The organism is Halomonas denitrificans (assembly GCA_019800895.1).
Lineage (GTDB): Bacteria > Pseudomonadota > Gammaproteobacteria > Xanthomonadales > Wenzhouxiangellaceae.
This window is the reverse complement of the sequence record JAHVKF010000001.1, coordinates 900180-920540: the sequence shown is the minus strand read 5'-3', so window position 1 is coordinate 920540 and position 20361 is coordinate 900180. Positions and strand designations below refer to the sequence as shown.

The following is a 20361-nucleotide window of genomic DNA, read 5'->3' as shown; positions in this document are numbered from 1 at the left end:
CTTTCGGGCGGCCGCGACGTCGTCTGTACAGGAGCCGCCGCAAGGACCGTCATGCGACAAGCCGAACACGATCTGCTGGTGCTCGACGCCCGGGCCGGACGGCGCGCCGCCATGGACGCCCTGGTCGCCCACCATCACCTGGACCTGGTCCGCTACGCCACGAGCCTGTGCGGCGACCTCGCCCTGGCGCGCGATGCGGTGCAGGACGCCTGGCTGACCGTGACCCGCCGCCTGCGCCGGCTCGACGACCCGCGCGCCTTCCGCAGCTGGATCTATCACGCGACGCGCTGGCGGACGCTGGACCTGGTCCGGCGGCGCCAACGCCGGGCCGAATCCTCGATCGACGACGTCGAGCCGGCGGCCCTGACCGCGCCGGACGGTCTTCGCGATCGATCGCTGGCGATCGACGCAGCGCTCGAGGCGCTTCCGACGGTCGAGCGCGAAACGCTCCAGCTGTTCTACCGCCGTGGTCTTGCGATGCGCGAGATCGCTCACGTACACAACGTGCCCCTCGGCACGGTCAAATCGCGCCTGCACCGGGCGCGGATACAACTGCAGGACGTCATCGAAGGAGATGCGAAATGAACATCGACAGGAAGATTGCGGAAGAACTCGAACGCCGGGACAAGGATCTCGGTGACGTGACCCTGGCCGAACGCAGCCTGTTCGGCGCCATGTACCGGGTGTTCACCGGCGGCTGGAGGGCATGGGCGGCCTACGGAATGGTCCTGACCCTGGTGATGACGGCCATCTCGTTCTGGTGCGGCTACCACTTCTTCGTCGCCGAAAGCGTCGACGACCGGGTGTTCTGGGGCCTGATCGCGGTGGTGACGCTCAACGGCGTGGGCATGCTGAAGATCTGGTTCTTCCTCGAGATGAACCTGGAGCGCGACCGCAGCTGGACCGCCCGCGAGTTGAAGCGGCTGGAGATCGCGCTGACCCGCGATCGCGCGGCCGGCACCGAGTGATTCAGACTGCGGCGCGCACCGCGTCGCAGACCCGGTCCTGGTCGTCCTCGGCCAGGCCCGGGAACAGGGGGAGGGCCAGGCCACGATGACCGATCGTCTCGGTCTGGTGCAGGGAATGGCGAAGCGAGGAGCGGTCGTAGGGCGGGAAACGGTGCGCCGGTTCGAAGTAGATCCCGGCTTCGATCCCCCGCTTGGCCAACGCGGCCCGCACGCGGTCGCGCGTGGCCCGGTCGCTGACCCGTAGCGGAAACGTGAACCAGCTGATCGTGTCGCCATCGGCAGCCGGCGCCGGCAGCTCCAGCCCCTCGTGATCGCCCAGCCGCTCGATGTAGCGCTCGGCAATCCGGGCACGCTCGGTCAGGGATGCGTCCAGGCGTCGGACCTGAACCCGGCCCACCGCGGCCTGCAGCTCGGACAGGCGCGCGCTGAGCCCGGCCCGGCACGGGTGGCGGGTTCCGGTGACCGGGTCCAGGCCCTGGTTGCGCAACTGGCGGCAGCGGGTTTGCAGTTCCGCGTCGTTCACGGTGATCATGCCGCCTTCGCCGGTCGCGATCGGCTTGTTGGGGTAGAAGCCGAAGGTCCCCGCATCGCCCAGGCCGCCGACGGGCCGTCCCTGCCAGCGCGCGCCGATCGCCTCGCAGGCATCCTCGACGATCGCGATCTGCCGGCCCTCGACCCGTGATCGAATCGCGTCCATCGGCGCCGGCCTGCCGAACAGGTGGACCACCAGGATCGCCCGGGTGCGCTCGGTGATCGCGGCCTCGATCTGCGCAGGATCGATGTTGCTCGTCGACGGATCGATATCGACCAGCACGGGCTGTGCACCGCATCGCACGATGGCGTTGAGCGTTCCGATGAACGTGTAGCTGACCGTGATCACTTCGTCGCCGGCGCCGATGCCGAGCGCCTCCAGGGCGATCTGCAGCGCGCTGGTGCCTGAATTGACGCCGATGCCGAAGCGTGTGCCGGCCAGCGCCGCGAGGTCGGCTTCGAAGCCGGTCAGCGCCTCGCCGCGGCTCAGCACGTCCGATTCGAGCACGCGCCGGAGCGCCTCGGCCTCGTCTTCGCCGACCCGTGGACGTGCCAGCGGAATGCGCGCCTCGCTCACGGGCGAAACGCGGGCGGGTCGCCCTCGACGAGCTCGGCGGCGCGCTTGATGCGCAACCGCTCGTCGATCGGGGTCTCGGCCAGCACCCGGGCGATGGTCTCGCCGGCGGTGCCGTCGCCGTAGGGGTTGGTCATGCCGTCCAGCGATGCACGGAAGGCGGGATCCAGCGCGGCAGCGATCGCGCTGCGGATCGCGTCGGCTTCGCCGGCACAGTCGATGATGTTGGCGGCGCGCTCGCGCTTGTCCTGGCGGATGCCGACATTGACGCAGGGCAGGGCGAGCGACGGCGATTCCATGATGCCGCTGGACGAATTGCCGACCAGCGCGGCGGCGTTCTTCAGCAGCGCCCAGTAGTCCAGGTGGGCCAGGTTGGTGAAGTAGCGGGCACGCGGATGGTCGCTGCAGAAGGCCCGGATCGCGTCGAGGATCTTCGCGTGTCCCGTGTCGGCGTTCGGGTGGCAGAACACGATGGGTCGGTCGACCCGGCGGTCAGCCGAGCCGAGCGCGTCGAAGAGCGCGCGCGCGTCGGCGACGGGATCGTCGGCCAGGGTCACCGGGTGGACCGCCACGACCAGCGGCGCCGGGTCGAGGTCCATGTCGAGGCGGCGCGCCAGGTCCGAGCGGTCCGGCAGCTCGCTGCGCACCAGGTGATCCAGCGACGGCGCCCCGGTCCGGTGCACGCGCCACGCGGCTTCGCCCATTGCAAGCACGCGGCGGCGCGCGGCGGTCGTCGGCACGAAGTGCAGGTGGGCCATCTTGGTCAGCGCGTTGCGCACCGCATCGTCGATCGCACCCTCGCTGACGTCGCCGCCCTCGATATGGGCGATCGGGATGCGCAGGGCCAGCGCGACCGAGGCCGGCGCAAGCATCTCGTAGCGGTCGGCGATCAGCAGCAGCAGGTCGGGACGCAGGCGTCCGAGTTCGTCGGCCAGCGACAGGGTGGCCAGGCCGATCGACTTCGCCATCCCGACGTCGCTGTCGGAGTCGAGCAGGCACTCCGGCGCAGCCTCGACCTCGAAGCCGTCCTCGGCGAAGGCCGAGACGGTCTCGCCGAATCCCGGTGCAAGGTGGGCGCCGGTGGCGATGATCCGCAGGTCGATTTCGGGCCGGTCCCGCAGCGCGCGCAGGACCCAGTACAGGTGGCCGTAGTCGGCGCGCGAGGTGCTGACCACCGCGATGCGGCGCGGTGTCGGGCGGTCGGGGCGATCTGCAGCGTCGGTCACGGTCGGGTTCCAGCGTCCACGGGCGGGCGGTGTCGAACTCGATTGTCCGGTATCCTGACCGGCTTCTGGTGAACGATTCCGCTTCGCACGTTTAGGCCCATGCATCTTCTTCCACGCAGTCCGGTTCCGGCGCTCTTCGCCGCACTCACGGTCGCCGCAGCGGCAACCGCCGCGCCGGCAAACGCATCGTCCGCGTGGTTCGCCGACGTCACGGCCGAGGCCGGGCTGGACTTCGAATACGTCAACGGCGCCGAAGGCCGGTTCTGGTTTCCCGAGATCATGGGCGGCGGCGCGGCGCTGCTCGACTACGACGGCGACGGGCGCCTCGACCTCTACCTGGTCCAGGGCGGCCGCTTCGGCCCGGAAGCGACACCGGCCGATCGTTCCCACGGCGACCGCCTCTACCGCAACGTGACCGAGCCCGGCGGCCCGATCCGCCTCGCCGACGTCACCGGCGAGGCCGGCATCGACGCGCGCGGCTACGGCCAGGGAGTGGCGGCGGCGGACTACGACGGCGACGGCGACACGGACCTGTACGTCCTCAACGTCGGCCCCAACCAGCTCTGGCGCAACAACGGCGACGGCACCTTCTCGGACGTCACCGAAACGGCGGGCGTCGGCGACCCGCGCTGGAGCGTCAGCGCGAGCTTCGCCGACGTCACCGGGGACGGGCGCCTGGACCTGCTGGTCGTCAACTACGTCGACTGGTCCTTCGAGGGCCATCGCGACTGCCGGGCGGCCGGCAGCAGCCGGCTCGACTACTGCTCGCCCTCGGCCTATCCGCCGGCGCCGGATGCGCTGTTCGTGAACCTCGGCGACGGCACGTTTCGCGATGCCTCCGATGCGGTCGGCCTGAGCGGGGCCGCGCAGCCCGGACTGGGCGCGGTCGCCGCCGATTTCGACGACAACGGCCGGGTCGACCTGTACGTTGCCAACGACGGCACGCCGAACCAGTACTGGCTCAATCCGGGCGACGGACGTTGGGTCGACGAGGCGTTCCTGGCCGGGAACGCGGTCAACGCCTCGGGCGCCGCCGAAGCGGGCATGGGCGTGGACGCCGGAGATCATGACCGCGACGGCGATCTCGACCTGTTCGTCACCCACCTGGTCCGGGAGACCAACACCCTGTACCGCAACGACGGGCAGGGCTGGTTCACGGACGCCACGGCGAGCAGCGGCCTCGGCCCGCCGAGCCTGCCGAAGACCGGGTTCGGTACGGCCTTCGTCGACTTCGACCGCGACGGGCGTCTGGACCTCTTCGTGGCCAACGGCGGCGTGGTGAGCGACGGTGAGGATGACGGTCCGCCGGTCGAAGGCGACCGTTCCTGGCCGTACCACCAGACCGACCAGTTGTTCGCCGGCGGGGACGACCGCTTCCGCGATGCCACGGCCGGCGCCGGTCCGGCGCTGCAGGTCGAACGGACCGGGCGAGGCGCGGCCTTCGGTGATCTCGACAACGACGGTCGCGTCGATGTGGTCGTCGCCAACAATCGCGGTGCCGCGCAGCTGCTGCACAACGTGACCGATGCGGGCCCGCGCTGGATCGGCGTCGACCTGCGCGATGCCGACGGCGGTCGCGATGCGCTGCCGGCCAGCGTTCGGGTCATCTCGCCGGACGGGCTCACCCTCGCGGCCCGGGCTCGAAGCGACGGATCCTACGCCTCGGCCAACGATCCGCGGGCCGTGCTCGCCCTTGGAGAGCATGCCGGGCCGGTCGAGCTCGAAGTGCGCTGGCCCGACGGCCAGCGGGAACGCTTCGCCGGTCTCGAGGTCGATGTCTACCATGAACTCGTGCGGGGCCAGGGTGCCCCGCCTCCATCCGCAGAAGAGTGACCCCATGAAACGAACCTTCGATGTCCTGCCGGCCCTGCTGGCCGGCGTTCTCGCCTTCGTCATCGCATCCGGTGCCGCAGCGCAGGACGATCGGCTGCCCGAGGTGCCGGCCCCCGACCTGAGCGATGCCGCCGGACCTGTGCGCGACGCCCTGACCGAGGCGCGCAACGCGATGGCCGACCTGCTCGACAACACCGACGAGCCGATCACCCGGGCCAATGCCTGGCTGGCCCTTGGCGATGCCTATTTCGCCCACGACTACCTGCCCCAGGCCGGTGCGGCGTGGCGAGAGGTTGAGGCGCTGCAGCCGGGCCGGTCGGACCTGGCCTATCGGCTCGGGGTGCTGGCCACGCTGGAAGGCGACTCCGAGCGGGCCGTGGCGCGCTTCAGCGAGGCGCTGGACCAGGCCTTCCCCGACGTCCTGGTGCCTGCCCGGATTCGCCGCGGTCGGGCCTTGCTGGAGCAGGGCGACGTGCTCGCCGCCCAGGCCGATTTCGAGGCCGCGCTGCGGCTGGCGCCCGAGGCTCCGGCCGCGCTGGGCGGTCTCGGCCGGGCCGCGCTGGTCGACGGACGGGCCGAGGACGCGGTTGAGTTGCTGAGCCGCTCGCTGGCGATCGATCCGGCCGGCACACGCCTGTACTTTTCCCTGGGCCAGGCGCTTCGCGACCTCGGCCGCGTCGACGAAGCGCGCGTCGCGCTCGATCGCGCCGGCGAGGGCGAACCGACGATCGACGACCCCATCATGCTGCGAATCCAGCAGTTGTCGCGCAGCCCGCAGTTCTATCTCGAGGCCGGTCTCGCGCAGGCCGATCGCGGCGACTTCGACGCCGCGGTCCAGATGCTCAGCCGCGGCGTTTCCCTGGCCCCCGAAAACCCGGACGTGGTCGCCGCCTACGGCAAGGTCCTGGCGCGTGCCGGTCAGTACGAACTGGCCCGGAACGCGCTGCGCCAGCTCCGTGAACTCGGCCGCATGAGCGCCGAGGACTGGGTCGTGCTCGGCCAGGTCGAGGCGCTGACGGGCTCGATCGAGCAGGCCCTGGGCGCCTACGCCGGTGCCCTGACCCTGGAGCCGGCCATGCCCGAGGCGCTGGAAGGACGTGCCCGGATCTGGCTCCACCAGGGCGAATTCGACCGCGCCGCCGGCCAGTTCGCCGAATTGGCCGAGCAGGCGGAGGCGCCGGCGAAACGCGCCCGCATGCTGTACTGGCAGGGCATGACCCGCCTGGCGAGCGGAGACTGCGAAGCCGCTCGTCCGCACTTCCAGGCGGCCTTCGACGCGACGACCCCCCGCGATGCCGCGCTGCTGTCCGCGCTGGCCCGCATGAGGGCGAGCTGCCTGGACGTCGACGCGGACGCCCTCGACGAGGCCCTGGAATGGAGCGAGCGGATCTACGACGCCCGCCCGGGCCTGGCGTCCTCGGAGACCCTGGCCATGGTCCACGCCGCGCTGGGACGGTTCACCGATGCGGTCGACCTGCAGGCCGCGGCCATTTTCGAGGCGCTCAAGGCCGGCGAGCTGGAGCGGCGGTCCGACCTGCAGGCCAATCTGGCCCGCTACGAGGCCGAGCAGACCGCCGAGCGGCCGTTCGCGCCGGACGACCCGCGCTTCCGACTCGACTGATCGAGGCACCTGAAACGAAACGCGGCCGGGGAGGCCCGGCCGCGTGTCTTCGAGATCTCCGTTTCCGGGGTCAGCTCGTGCCGCGCCGCCTCAGGCCGAGCCAGCCGAGCAGGCCCATCACGCCGCCGAGCAGCATCAGTCCCCAGCGTCCCAGGGTGGGAATCGCGATCGCTTCCCCGGCGCTGCCCTGGAGGTTCACCGTGTCCGGTGAGCTCGGCGCATTGCTCAGGATGTCGAAGCTGGAGGCGTAGGCGCCGCTTGCGACCGGGTCGAAGCCGACCTGGAGATCGCAGCTGGCCGACGGGCTCAGCGTGAACGGCGGGTTCGAGCACAGGGTCGCGCCGCGCGTGCCGAAGGTCAGCGAGAACGGCGGTGCTGGATCGGTGATGGACGAGATGTCCAGCGGGACCGTGCCGGTGTTGGTCAAGGTGACCAGGGCCGTGCCGCCGACGCCCAGCGAGATCGTGCCGAAGTCGACGTCGTTGGTACTCAGGCCGACCGTCGGCGTACCGACGCCGGTTCCGGATAGATCGATCGGGTCCGGCGAGGTGCTGCCGTCACTGGTCACGTCCAGCGTCTGGGTCGCCGGGCCGACCACGGCCGGCGTGAAGGTGTAGTCGACCGTGCAGGTCGCGGTCGGCGCCAGCGTGAACGGCGGGGCGCCGCAGCTGCCGCCGGCAGCCGCGAACGGGGCCGCCGCCGCCTCGATCGCGCTGACTACCACGTCGACCACGCCGATGTTCTCCAGGGTCGCCGATTGCGGCGCACTGGTCGATCCCACCGTGACGTTGCCGAACTCGACCGGAGCGGGCGTGATGTCCAGCTCCCCGAGCGCGCCTTCACCGGTCAGCAGGAAGGTATCGGGGCCGTCGCCGTCGTTGGTCGTCAGCGTGATGTTCAGGCTGTCGACGCCCACGGCGATCGGCGTGAAGGTGAAGTCGAGCGTGCAGCTTTCGCCATCCGCGAGGCTGAATGGCGCTCCACCGCAGGTACCGCCCGCGGCGGCGAACGAGCCGCCTGCGGCGCTTACTGCGCTGACGTCGAGCTGGCCGCCGGTGTTCGAGATCGTCACCGACTGCGGGGCGCTGGTCTCGCCGACCTTCTGGACCCCGAAGTCGAGCGGGTCCGGCGCGATCGCGATGTTCGGTGGCAGTTCGCCCTCGACCGCGCCCATGTCCGGTGCGGCACCGACAACGCGCGGGAAGCCGGCGCCGCGCTGGTCGAAGTCCGGCGGCGATGCGAAGGCCGGATTGGCGGCATCGATGACCGGGCTGGCCGGGTCCGGACGCTGGGTCTCCGTCGGGCCGCCGTTGTCCTGCAGCGGACCGAGCTGGGGATCGATTCCGGTGAGCGTGTTGTTGCCGACGATCGTCGCCTGGCTGTCGTCCTCGATCAGCGAGGAGTCCGCGTAGGCGAAGCCGCTGATGTCGTAGCCGTTGTCGGCGACGATCGAGTTGCGAAGGTCGGCGGTCGCGTACCCGTTCATCCGGATGCCGCCGACCCCGTTTCCTCCGCGCGGGCCGGTCGACGTGTTGCTTGCGATCGTGGCGAAGGTGGCGTCGAGCCGCATCGAGGAAATCCCGCGGTTGATGTAGTAGCCCGTGCCGTAGAGATCGATGGCGCCGCCGCTGTCGGAAGCGCTGTTGCCGCTGACCGTGCTGTTGAGCAGAAGCAGGCCCCGCGTTCCGCGCCCTGCGGCAGCGATGCCGCCGCCGAATCGCGCGTCGTTGCCGCTGATGGTCGAATGCTCGACCGTGACTTCGCTCAGCAACGAGTAGTAACTGCCGCGTTGACGGTCGCGCTCCCGCTCGGCGGTTCCGCGCCTGCCGCCCGAGCGGACCAGGCCGCGACTCGGGTCGCCGTTGCGAACGGGTCCTCCGAACACGTCGCGGGTGAAGGCGGCGACCCCGCCGCCGCCGTTGTCTGCGGAGTTGCCGCTGATCGTGGTGTCGCGGAGGGTCAGCGAACCGTAGGGGCTGCCGTAGATGCCTTCTTCGTTGAACAGGGCCAGCCCGCCACCGAAGCCGTAGGTCGCGCCGCCTCGCTCGCGAACCGGGTTCCCGGCGGTCGCCGTGTTGGCGCTGATCGTGCTGTCTTCGAACAGCACCGTCGACCCGTAGGATTCGAAGATGACCAGCGCCCCCGCGCCGACCGTCGCCGAGTTGCCGCTGATGGTGGTATCCCGCACCGTCAGACTGCCCAGCCCGTAGTCGTTGGAGAACAGCAAGCCGCCGCCGGCGCCGTTGGCGGCGCCTCCGCGAAGCGGCGGGCCCTGCGCCTGCACCTGGTTGTCGAGGATCTGGCTGTCGCTGATCAGGATCGCGTTGATGTCTTCTTCGCCGTACAGGAACAGGCCGCCGCCGGCTCGCCGCGCGGTGTTGTCCTGCACGGTGGAGTTGGAAATGGTAAGGGTGCCGAGCACTGCGGCTCCATCGCTCTGGCTGCTCAACGCATCGGCGTACAACGACAGCCCGCCGCCGGTCGTCGCCGAGTTCGACGCGATGGTGGTGTTGGAGATGGTCAGGGTGCCGCCGTAGTTGCCCCGGTCGATCGAGATGCCGCCGCCGAAGCCGGTTCCGCCGTAGTAGACCCCGCCGAAGGCGCCGGCCGTGTTGCCGGTAATCGTCGACAGATCGATCTGGAGCAGGTCGTCGCCGTAGGTGCCGTTGAACAGCACGCCGCCGCCGTCGTATTTCGCCTGGTTGTTCGATACGGTGGTGCCGGTGATGACCAGTTCGCCGCCGAACTGCGCCACGCCGCCGCCGTTGCCGCCGCCGTACCCGCCGCCCCGATGCGCGTCTCGGTTGAGGTAGTAGGGCGCGTAGGCCTGATTGCCGGTAATCACGGAATCGGCAATGGTCAGCCGGCTCGATGCCAGGCTGTGGATGGCTCCGCCGTCTTCGTTGTAGGCAAAGCCTTCGGTCAGTGTCAGCCCCGAGATCGTCACTTCGGAGGCCGAGGGGGCGATATCGAAGATGCGCGAATCGTCGTTGCCGCTGATCGTCAGGTTCGGCGCGCCCGGACCGTTGATCTGGAGATCGTCGGTGATGTCGATCTCGCCCGTCGTCAGCGTGATCGTGCTGCCGCTGAGGCCGGGATCGAAATCGATGGAGTCCGGGCCGGGTGCCGCATTGGCATCGAGCACGGCCTGGCGCAGCGTGCCGGGACCGCTGTCGCCGCCGTCGGTGACCGTGAAGCCGCCGAGCAGTCCGGTGAATTCCGCCCGTGCGGCGTCGCCGAAGATCGGCGCGCGGGAGGCGAGGACGGTCGACCGCTCGAGCGTCCAGTCGCCACCGCGGTCCGCATCGCCGGTCGGGTCGTCCGAGGCCCAGACCGGAACGCCGGTCAGCCGGCCCAGGATTTCGATGAACTCGCTGCCGGAGGCGCCCGAGGCCACGTCGCAGCCGTACAGCACGATGCCGCCGCGGCCGTCGCCGAACCAGGTCTCGAGGCGAGCGGCGTAGCGGGCCAGGTCACGCCCGGTCACCGCGCCGCCGGCAAAACGGAGTTCGCCCGGCGCACCGTGCGTGACCAGGTGCAATTCACGGGTGCCGGGGTGGGCGGCCACAAGAGCCGTCAGGGCACCGAGCGGGTCGGCGTCGCCGGGAAGCCGAATGACCCGAGCGCCGGACGGCAGCCCGGCCAACAGCGCATCACCTTCAGCCACACCCGCGTCGACAACGACCAGTGCAGCCCGGTGCAGTCCGGCATCGCTGACGGTTGCGGTCGCCGTTGCGCCCTCGTCGAGAGCCAGCGCGGGCAGTGCCGGCAGGCCGCCGGCGGCCAGGCCGAGAGAGGCCCAGGCCGTGGGACGGCGCAGGGTCGAGAGGGCCTCACGCACGGCGGCGTGCAGGCGGGACGGACGTATCGCTCCGGACATCGTTGGGTTCTCCCTCGAGTTGGCGCCAACGAATGACGGATACGATCCATCTCTCGTCGTCACGCTGGTTATTTGATGCGTGTCACAACTTCCCCGGGTGGATAATAGGCCGATCGTCTCCACGAATCAATGCATCCGATGAAGCTACCCGCCGAGTTCCTGCAGCTGCCGCTGCGTTTCGATGCCGCGCGCCTCCAGGCCGAGATCGACGCGGTGCCCGCGTCGGCGTGGCGCCCCCATCCGCAGGGCTTCGTCGACAACGACGCGCTGCTGCTGGTCACCGCCGGCGGCGGACAGAACGACGACCTGGCCGGCACCATGGCGCCGACGCCGGTGCTCGATCGGTGCCCGTACCTGCAACAGGTCATGGCGTCTTTCGCGACCGTGATCGGCCGCTCGCGCCTGATGCGGATCGGCGGCGCCGCCGAGGCCAAGCCGCATTTCGACGAGAACTATTACTGGCACCAGCGGATGCGGGTCCACGTGCCGATCCGTACCTCGCCGGGCGTGCGCTTCCACTGCGGCGACCGGTCGGTTCACATGCAGGCCGGCGAGTGCTGGGTCTTCGATACCTGGAAGATCCACAAGGTGACCAATCCGGACAGCGCGCCGCGCGTCCACCTGGTCTGCGACACGGTCGGCTCGGGACCGTTCTGGGACCTGCTCGCCAGGTCGAGTGATCCATACGAGCCGCGCGCCGGATTCCGGCCCACGGAGATTCCCTATGCCGCCGGCGAATCGCCGAGGCTGCATTTCGAAACGACCAACGCGCCGGAGGTCATGTCGCCCTGGGAGCAGGAAAGCCTGATCGCCGCCATGCTCGACGATCTCCGCGCGGCGGATCCGCCGGCCGAGGTCGAACGCCAGCTCCAGGCCGTGCTCGAGCGCTTCCGGTTCCAATGGCGCGGTCTCTGGGCCCGCTATGGCGCCGGAGCGGAAGGGTACGGAGCCTATCGACGTGCGCTGGATGGGCTGCGGGAACGTCTCGATCCCTTTGCTGGCCAGCTGCAGTTTCCGAACGGAGCGGACGTCTTCGGTGTGCTCGACAAGGTGCTGATCGGGAGCGCGATGACCCCCCCGGCACCGGCGACGTCCGCGAACGATCGGCAGGCTCGTCCGGGCGTGCGCATGGGGCGGCCGGTGGTCATCGCCGCGGCGCCCCGGTCCGGCAGCACGCTGCTGTTCGAGACGATGGCCCGGTCGCCGGTCGCGGTCACGGTCGGCGGCGAAAGCCACGGAGTGATCGAGGGCGTGCCGGCACTGGATCCGGCCGGGCGGGGCTTTGCGTCGAACGCGCTGTCGGCGGAGGACGCGGACCGCGCCACGATCGAGACCCTGCGCCAGCGGTTCGTGCAGGCGGTGCGCGCGCACGAGGGCGAACAGGGGCTGGCCGCGAAGGGACCCGAAGTGCGGTTGCTCGAGAAGACCCCCAAGAATGCCCTCCGTCTGCCGTTTCTCAGGCAGGTCTTTCCCGGTATGCAGCTGGTCTACCTGGTCCGGCACCCGCGCGAGAACATCAGCAGCATCATCGACGCGTGGCGATCGGGTCGCTTCGTGACCTACCCACGGCTGCCAGGCTGGAACGGGCCGCCGTGGTCGTTGCTGTTGATTCCCGGCTGGCGGGACCTGCCGGCCGACGACGTCGCGACGATTGCTGCGCGCCAATGGCAGGCCGCGCACGAGGCGATTCTCGATGCGCTCGACGCCGCTGCGTTCCACCGGGTCGTGCCGGTTCGCTACGAGACATTGATCGACGATCCGCGCGGTACGCTGGAGTTCCTCTGTTCGCAACTGGACCTGGCGCCGCCGCGCGTCGACGGCGAGCTGCCGCTGTCGCGCCATACGCTGACCCGGCCCGATCCCGACAAGTGGAAGCGGAATGCAGAAGCGCTCGAGCGGGTGCTGCCGATGGTCGAGACGACCTGGCAGCGCATCCAGCGCCGACTGGAGGCCGCCGACTGATCAGCCGGCCAGCCGCCAGCCCATCCAGATCAGGGAGAACGCCACCAGGAACAGCAGCCCGGCCCAGGACAGCCCCCGGAGCGCCGGTCCCGGGCGGGCGTGCTCGGGCGTCCACCGGCCGGTCAGCAACCGCAGGTTGAGCCAGGCCACGACCGGGGCGGCGAGGAAGGACACGGTGGTGATGAAGTCGATCAACGAAGTGAACTGCGCGCCGAACAGGGCGATGACGCCGAGTGCGCCGGCCACGATCAGCGCCAGGCCCGACAGGTACAGGGCGCGGTGCCGGGCCGGATCCGGTCGCTCCCGGGCGTCGCCCGTGGCCGCTGCCTGTTCGATGAGAGCGCGCAGCACGCGCGGAAAGGCGTCGATGACGGTCAGCGTGGTCGACAGCATCGTGGCCAGCGCGGCGGCGGCGATCAAGGGGCGCGACCAGTCGCCCAGGCTGCGGGCGTAGAGGTCGACGAACTGTCCGGCGAAGGCCACGGCCCCGCCGGCGAATTCCGACCCGGTGCCGTACATGGTCAGCGCGCCGAGCAGCAGGAAGGCCAGCGCCAGCAGCGTGGCCCCGGCGTAGCCGATGTGGAAGTCGACGGCGGCCTCGCGGAGGCTCGGACGGTGCCCCGTCTGCCGCGCCCGTTCGACGGTCCACAGCGAATGCCATGCCGCCGCGTCGAGCGGGATGGGCATCCAGCCCAGCAGGGCGAGCACGAAGCCCAGCGTCGCACCGGTGCGTAGGCGGTCGTCGGTCAGGCTCGCGGCGAGACGCTCGAAACCGGCGCCGTCGGCGACGGCGCCGAGCGCCAGCACGACCGCGGTCAGGGTGATCAGGGCCAGGCCGGCCATGATGATCTTCATGATCCGGTCGAGAGCGCGGTAGTGGCCGAACACCAGCAGTGCCGTGCATGCAGTCAACACCAACGCCGAGAGAGCGGTCGGCGACAGGTCGAGGCCGAACAGCAGGCCGGTCAGGCCGGCCGTCACCAGCGTGACCGCGGCGCTGACGATGAACATGGTGCTGACCGTGATCAGCGCGAACAGCCCCAGCGCCCATCGCCCCATGCGTCGATAGCCGGCCACCAGGCTCTCCCCGGTCGCCGCGGCGTAGCGCGGCCCGTACTCGAGGAACGGGAACTTCAGGACGCAGCCGATGACGACCAGCACGGCCAGGGCCAGGCCGTACTCGGCCCCGGCTCGGGTCGACTGGACCAGGTGCGACACGCCGACCGCCGCGCCGGCCATCAGCAGGCCCGGGCCGATCGCGGCGCGGAGGGTGGAGGCGGTGCGGGGTGCAGTCATCGGAATCGGTCGCTCGGGAAAGCGCGTACCTTGCCCGAAGTCGGCCCCGGTGCGCAAACGCTGCGTGCCGACTGCGAGGATCTTCGATGCACAGGGTGTGGATTCGTCGTCGGGGCGACGGTGACCCGCGGCATCGCCGATTCGGGTACGCTCTTGAATCGAACGGGGGAAGCCTTGTGCCGCTTGCATTCGCGCGGAGCCTGTTCATATCATACGAGGGCGATTCCGAGCCGCTGCCCGTTTCCGGCCGGAGCCCTACATAAATAACGACCGACAAGCTCAAGCTTCGGGGAGAAAATCTGATGAAGTATCGTCTGATCCCGGCGTTCGCGCTGGCGCTGACCATCCTTGCGGGTTGCGGCGGCAGTTCGAGCACCGACCGCTCGGTGCCGACCCAGCCGGCGACCAATCCGGACGGCGGCCTGACCACCGACACCCTGACGGCCGTCTACGATCCGTCCAATGGTCTCCTGCCCTTTCCCATCAACCTGCTGTTCCTGGGGACGACGGACCTGACCCTGAACATTCCGGTTGCCGATCCGACCGACTTCGGCGATCCGACCGTGGCGCTGAACGCGCTGGACGGATTCAGCACGGTCACCCCCTGGAGCTTCTCGTTCTCCGACCAGATCAACGCGTCGACCGTCGTCCCCGGCTCGACCGTTCGCATGTTCGAGGTGCAGCTCGTGCAGGGCAGCATCGCGGTCCAGCAGGTCAACCGGGAGCTGACCCCCGGCGTCGAGTACGTCACCTCGGTCACGTCGAACGGACCGGACGGCGCCTCGATCGCCATCGTGCCGCTGGTGCCGCTGCAGGAGCTGACGGCCTACATGGCGATCGTCACCAACGGTGTCGAGGACCCGGCCGGCAATATCGCCACGCCCTCGCAGACCTACTTCCTCTCCAAGCGGACCGATCCCCTCGTGACCGCGGGCGGCGTGAGCACGGAGCCGCTGCTCGACAACGCCACGGCTCAGGCCCTCGAGCCGCTTCGGCAGCTGACCAACTCCCGTGAGTTCGCCGCGTCCGCGTTCGCGGGCATCGCGCGCGAAGACATCGTGCTGTCCTGGACGGCGACGACCCAGTCGATCACCCCGGTGCTCAGCGTGGTCCGTTCGACGCTGTCGCCGACCTCGGCCCAGGTTGCACCGACCGGCCTGACCACGGCCGACGTGCTCCCGCCGGGTGCGTCGCCGGGCATCGCCGACGTGCTGATCGGCGTCGTCGAGCTGCCGTACTTCCTCGGCGTGCCGTCGGCCGAGAACCCGACCGCGCCCCTGAACCAGTTCTGGGAAGCCGCGCCGGGCAACTACATCCCGCCCTTCGATTCGCTGGGTCTCGACCCGACCTCGACCAACATCACGGTCGCGAACCCGATTCCGGTCGAACGCGCCCGCCAGGTCGCGCCGATCCTGGTGACCGTGCCGAACGAGTTCTCCGGCCAGGTCAAGCCGGCCGGCGGCTGGCCGGTGGTGATCTTCCAGCACGGCATCACGGGCAATCGCTCGCAGGCGCTGGCGATCGCGGACACCATGGCCTCGATCGGTTTCGCGGTGGTCTCGATGGACCTGCCGCTGCACGGCATCACCCAGACCGACCCCACGGACCCGAGCCAGCCGCTGGCTGCGCTGTACATCGGCAACACGCCGTTCGCGGCGATTCCGGGGGCGACCGAGCGCACCTTCGATCTCGACCTGCAGGACAACGCGACCGGCGCACCCGGTCCGGACGGCAACATCGACGGCTCCGGTGCGTACTTCATCAACCTGCAGAGCCTGCTGACCGCGCGGGACAACAACCGCCAGGCGCAGGTCGACCTGTCGACGCTGGCGTTGAACATCCCGAACATCGACGTCGACGGAGATTCGCTGCCGGACTTCGACGGCTCGAACATCAACTTCACGGGCCTGTCCCTGGGCTCGATCGTCGGCACCGCGTTCCTCGGCGTCGAGCCGACCGTCAACAACGCGGTCCTCTCGGTTCCGGGTGGCGGTATCGCCAACCTGCTCGCCGGTTCGCAGACCTTCGGCCCGGTGATCCGCGCCGGCCTGCAGCAGGCGGGGGTCGAACCGGACTCGCCGGACTTCTTCCAGTTCCTGGGCGCGGCCCAGACGGTCGTCGACTCCGCCGACCCGATCAACTGGGCTCGCGTCACCGTGCAGGACAACTCGATCCTGCTCCACCAGGTCGCGGGCGATACGGTCGTGCCGAACGCCGTGCCGGGTGCGCCGCTGTCGGGCACCGAGCCGCTGATCCGCGTGATGGGGCTGGACCCGATCACCGGAACCACCCAGGACCCGATGGGTATTCGCGGCGCCACGCGCTTCATCGCAGGTAGCCACGGCTCGCTGCTCGATCCGTCGGCGAACCCCGCGGTCACTGTCGAGATGCAGGGCCAGGCGGCCAGCATGATCCTGTCCGGCGGGACGGCGGTGCAGGTCACCGACACGTCCGTCATCCAGACCGATTGAGCAAGGGAGATCGATTCATGAAGAACCTCAACACCACGACAGGGCTGCCGCGTCGGTCGCTGCTCGCCTCTGCCATTGCTCTCGGCCTGGTTGCCGGACCGGCGGCCGCGGTCGACCTCAGCACCGGCGAGGTCAGCATCAACCTCGACACCACCGTGTCGTATTCGATGGGCATGCGCGTCGAAGAGCGCGACGAGGACCTGGTCGCCAAGTCCGTGTTCAACCCGGCGATCTCGTTCCTGCCGATCGAGCAGCAGATCGCCGCGCCGGGCCGCTTCTCGGCCAACTCCGACGACGGCAACCTGAACTTCGACCAGTACGACCTGATCTTCAACCAGGCCCGGATCACCTCCGAGCTGGAGATCGGTTACAAGAACTACGGCGCCTTCGTTCGCGGCAACTACTTCTACGACTTCACGCTGAACGACAAGAACCGTCTCAGCGAGGACGCGAAGAACTACGTCGGCGAGCGCGCCCGCCTGCTGGACGCGTACGTCTACGGCGACTTCGAAGTGGCCGACAAGCTGCTGACCGTGCGCGTCGGCCGCCAGGTGGTCAGCTGGGGCGAGTCGACCTTCCTGCCGGGCGGCATCAACGTGATCAACCCGGTCGACGTCTCGGCGATCCGGACCGCCGGCGCAGAGCTGCGCGATGCGTTCGTGCCGCTGGGCATGGTCTACTCCTCGCTGGAGCTGACGCCGAACCTGTCGGTCGAAGGCATCTACATGTACGAGTGGGACCGGGTCGAACCCGAGCCGGCCGGCTCGTACTTCTCGACCAACGACTTCGCCACCGATGGCGGTCAGTACGCGATGCTCGGCTTCGGCCTGGTGCCGGACGACCCGCTGCCCCTGCCGGGCTGCGGCGTCGATCCTCTGCCGCAGACCTGTTTCCCGCCCGGCAACCTGCCGCGCGGGCTCGATGATCGTCCCAGCGATACGGGCCAGTACGGGATCGCCTTCCGCTACTTCGCGCCGTGGCTGAACGACACGGAGTTCGGGCTCTACTACCTGCGTTATCACAGCCGCCTGCCGGTACTCAACGGCCAGGCCGTGACCAGCACGGACACGTCCACCGGGCGCGTCAACGTGGTCTACCCGGAGGATATCGACTCCTTCGGCGTGAGCTTCAACACCACGGTCTTCGAGACCTGGGCGTTGCAGGGCGAGGTCAGCTACCGGCCGAACCTGCCGCTGCAGATCGACGACGTCGAACTGCTGTTCGCCGGCCTGTCGCCGCTCAACGCGGTGATTCCGGAGCCGGCGCTGCGCTTCAACAGCCAGCTCGGCCAGTTCGCTCCGGGCGAGACGATCCAGGGCTACCTGGAGCGTGAAGTCTCCCAGGCGCAGTTCACGCTGACCAAGCTGTTCGGGCCGAACAACCCGATCGGAGCCAACCAGATCGCGTTCGTCACGGAGTTCGGGGCCACGCACGTCTGGGACCTGCCGAGCAACAGCGAGCTGCGCTTCGAAGGACCCGGCACGGACACCGGCGGCGGCGTGGGCAACCAGCTCACCGGCGGCGACCTGCGCAACCCGATCACCACCACCGACGGTTTCGCAACGCCGTTCAGCTGGGGCTACCGCCTGGTCGTCGCACCGACCTACAACGCGGTCTTCGGGTCGGCCTGGAACATGACGCCTCGCCTGGCCTTCAACCACGACGTGACCGGCACATCGCCGGGGCCGGGCGGCAACTTCATCGAGGGCCGCAAGTCCGTTTCGCTCGGGTTGGGTTTCTCCTACCTGTCGAACTGGCGAGTCGATTTCGGTTACACGAACTTCTTCGGCGCCGGCACCAACAACCTGATCGGCGACCGGGACTTCGTCTCGGGCTCCATCAGCTACTCGTTCTGACGCGGAGGACTAACGGATGACGAACCTGACCAAGAAAACGATCGCCCTGCTGCTTGCAGCGGGACTCGCCATCGCGCTGGCCGCGTGCAGTACCACTCCGGACGAGTCGATGGACGCCGAACAGGCCGCCGCCGAACGGGCCGCGGCGGAACGCGCCGAAGCCGAGGCCGAGCGTGCCGAAGCGGAGGCGCAACGTGCCGAGGCCGAACGCCGCGCCGCCGAGCAGGCCGCGGCTCGCGCCGAGGCCGAAGCCGAGCGTGCAGCGGCCGAAGAGGCCGCTCGCGCAGAGGCCGAGCGCCGCGCCGCCGAGGAAGCGGCAGCCGCCGAAGCCGCAGCGCGTGCGGAGCGTGAAGCTGCCGAACGGGCAGCCGCCGAAGCCGAACGCCGTGCCGCCGCGGAAGCCGCTGCCGCCGAGGCCGCGGCTGCCGAAGCCGCCGGTCGCGCCGAGGCCGAAGCGGCAGAAGCCGCCGCCGAGGCCGAGCAGATGGCAGCCGAGCAGGCTGCACAAGCCGAAGCCGAGCGTCGCGCGGCCGAAGAAGCCGCTGCCGCGGAGGCCGCTGCGGAGGCCGAACGGATGGCCGCCGAGCAGGCTGCTGCCGAGGAAGCCGAAAGGATGGCCGCCGAGCAGGCTGCTGCCGAGGAAGCCGAGCGGAGGGCTGCCGAACGGGCTGCCGCCGAGGCAGAGGCGCGCCGCCAGGCCGCGGCCCAGGCCAGCGCGTCGGCATCGTCCGGCAGCGCCGATTCCGGCGCTGCGGAAGGCATCATCGCCGACAGTCCGCAGAACATCGCGCGCCTCGGCAACGACCTGACGCCGATGGGATCGCCGCGCGCCGGCAATGCCGCAGGAACCATTCCGGCCTGGACCGGGGGACTGACCCGGGACGACTGGCCGGCAGGCTTCCAGCCCGGCGACCGGCATCCGAACCCGTTCCCGAACGATCGTCCGGAGTTCGTGATCACCGGGGAAAACTACATGGACTACGCCGACCAGCTGTCGGCCGGTCAGATCGCGACCTTCGAGCGCTATCCGGATACCTACTACATGCGCGTGTTCCCGACCCGTCGCAGCGCGTCGTTCCCGGAACGAACCTACGAGATGTCGATCCAGAACGCGTCGACCGCGCAGCTGGTGTCCGACGGTGAAGGCGTGACGAACGCGGCCGAGGGCTTCCCCTTCCCGATTCCCCAGAATGCCTACGAGCTGATGTGGAACCACAAGCTCAAGTACAAGGGCACGGGCGGCACCCGCTACAACAACCAGGTCGCACCGACCGCCGGCGGCAACTTCCAGCTCGTGAAGCTGCGCGAGGAAATCCTGGGTCTGTACTACAAGGAAGGCGTCACGATCGCCGACACCAACAACATCCTCCTTTACTTCTTCCAGGAAGTGGAGTCGCCGGCCCGCCTCGCGGGCAACATCCTGCTCGTGCACGAGACGCTGGACCAGATCCAGCAGCCGCGCCAGGCATGGATCTACAACCCGGGCCAGCGCCGCGTCCGCCGCGCGCCGAACGTGGCCTACGACAACCCGGGCACCGCATCGGACGGCCTTCGCACCAACGACATGACCGACATGTTCAACGGCGCGATGGACCGCTTCGACTGGGAAGTGGTCGGCAAGAAGGAAATGTACGTGCCGTACAACTCCTATGGTGCGCACGGCTCCGACGTCACGCCGGAAGACCTGGTCATGGCCGGCCACCTGAACCCGGAATACATGCGCTACGAACTGCATCGCGTATGGATCGTGGACGCCACCCTGAAGGAAGGCACCCGCCACATCAATTCGCGGCGGACCTTCTACATGGACGAGGATTCCTACCAGATCCTGCTGATCGACCACTACGACCAGCAGGGTGAACTGTGGCGGGCTTCCGAGGCGCATTCGATCAATTACTACGAAGTGCCGACGTTCTGGACGACGATCGAAACCCACATGGACCTGCTCTCCGGCCGCTACGTGGCCGTGGGCCTGGACAACCAGGATCCGGTCAACACCTTCAACGTCGAGCTGGCGCCCAGCAACTACACGCCGCAGGCGCTGCGCACGCGCGGGCGCCGATAGGCCCGCTTCCCGCACCCGCGGGCACGCACCATGCGGCCGGTCCTCCGGGCCGGCCGCTTTCGTCACGCAGTTCCGCCC

The 20361-nt window shown here is 69.4% G+C and carries 12 protein-coding genes; 8 read left to right on the top strand and 4 right to left on the bottom strand.

What is annotated here, in order from left to right; translation table 11 throughout:
* Nucleotides 1–51 precede the first annotated feature (51 nt).
* Together KUV67_04150 and KUV67_04145 are read left to right on the top strand one after the other, a co-directional pair.
* Complete coding sequence (locus KUV67_04150; protein MBY6204058.1) at nucleotides 52–585, top strand: RNA polymerase sigma factor; 534 nt, start codon at nucleotides 52–54, stop codon at nucleotides 583–585.
* Nucleotides 582–968 (top strand): hypothetical protein, encoded by a 387-nt coding sequence (locus KUV67_04145; protein MBY6204057.1) that lies wholly within the window; start codon nucleotides 582–584, stop codon nucleotides 966–968. The genes KUV67_04150 and KUV67_04145 overlap by 4 nt, the downstream gene beginning before the upstream one ends.
* A gap of 1 nt (nucleotide 969) precedes the next feature.
* Here the strand turns inward: KUV67_04145 and KUV67_04140 are convergent, their stop codons facing one another.
* Both KUV67_04140 and neuC read right to left on the bottom strand, forming a co-directional pair.
* Nucleotides 970–2076: a DegT/DnrJ/EryC1/StrS family aminotransferase gene (locus KUV67_04140; GenBank protein MBY6204056.1), complete on the bottom strand. Its 1107-nt coding sequence runs from the start codon at nucleotides 2074–2076 to the stop codon at nucleotides 970–972.
* The gene (gene neuC, locus KUV67_04135) at nucleotides 2073–3299 is read right to left on the bottom strand and encodes a UDP-N-acetylglucosamine 2-epimerase (hydrolyzing) (protein ID MBY6204055.1); all 1227 of its coding nucleotides are present in this window, start codon (nucleotides 3297–3299) and stop codon (nucleotides 2073–2075) included. The genes KUV67_04140 and neuC overlap by 4 nt, the downstream gene beginning before the upstream one ends.
* A 99-nt stretch (nucleotides 3300–3398) precedes the next feature.
* On the opposite strand from neuC, the gene KUV67_04130 reads away from it, so the two are divergent.
* Both KUV67_04130 and KUV67_04125 read left to right on the top strand, forming a co-directional pair.
* Nucleotides 3399–5132: a CRTAC1 family protein gene (locus tag KUV67_04130; GenBank protein MBY6204054.1), complete on the top strand. Its 1734-nt coding sequence runs from the start codon at nucleotides 3399–3401 to the stop codon at nucleotides 5130–5132.
* Nucleotides 5133–5136: 4 nt separating this feature from the next.
* Nucleotides 5137–6753, top strand: a complete 1617-nt coding sequence (locus tag KUV67_04125) for a tetratricopeptide repeat protein (GenBank protein MBY6204053.1) — start codon at nucleotides 5137–5139, stop codon at nucleotides 6751–6753.
* 70 nt (nucleotides 6754–6823) lie between these two features.
* Here the strand turns inward: KUV67_04125 and KUV67_04120 are convergent, their stop codons facing one another.
* Complete coding sequence (locus KUV67_04120) at nucleotides 6824–10633, bottom strand: IPTL-CTERM sorting domain-containing protein (protein MBY6204052.1); 3810 nt, start codon at nucleotides 10631–10633, stop codon at nucleotides 6824–6826.
* Between the two features lie 138 nt (nucleotides 10634–10771).
* Between KUV67_04120 and KUV67_04115 the strand changes: the two genes are divergently transcribed.
* Nucleotides 10772–12595 (top strand): sulfotransferase, encoded by a 1824-nt coding sequence (locus KUV67_04115; GenBank protein ID MBY6204051.1) that lies wholly within the window; start codon nucleotides 10772–10774, stop codon nucleotides 12593–12595.
* Here KUV67_04115 and KUV67_04110 read toward each other — a convergent pair whose 3' ends face one another.
* On the bottom strand, nucleotides 12596–13891 hold the full coding sequence (locus KUV67_04110; protein MBY6204050.1) for an Nramp family divalent metal transporter: 1296 nt from the start codon (nucleotides 13889–13891) through the stop codon (nucleotides 12596–12598).
* Nucleotides 13892–14193: 302 nt separating this feature from the next.
* On the opposite strand from KUV67_04110, the gene KUV67_04105 reads away from it, so the two are divergent.
* The 3 genes from KUV67_04105 to KUV67_04095 all read left to right on the top strand — a co-directional run bounded on the left by KUV67_04105 (nucleotide 14194) and on the right by KUV67_04095 (nucleotide 20283).
* The gene (locus KUV67_04105) at nucleotides 14194–16362 is read left to right on the top strand and encodes a hypothetical protein (protein MBY6204049.1); all 2169 of its coding nucleotides are present in this window, start codon (nucleotides 14194–14196) and stop codon (nucleotides 16360–16362) included.
* 17 nt (nucleotides 16363–16379) lie between these two features.
* On the top strand, nucleotides 16380–18218 hold the full coding sequence (locus KUV67_04100; protein ID MBY6204048.1) for a DUF1302 domain-containing protein: 1839 nt from the start codon (nucleotides 16380–16382) through the stop codon (nucleotides 18216–18218).
* A gap of 613 nt (nucleotides 18219–18831) precedes the next feature.
* Nucleotides 18832–20283 (top strand): DUF1329 domain-containing protein, encoded by a 1452-nt coding sequence (locus KUV67_04095; protein ID MBY6204047.1) that lies wholly within the window; start codon nucleotides 18832–18834, stop codon nucleotides 20281–20283.
* Nucleotides 20284–20361: the final 78 nt, after the last annotated feature.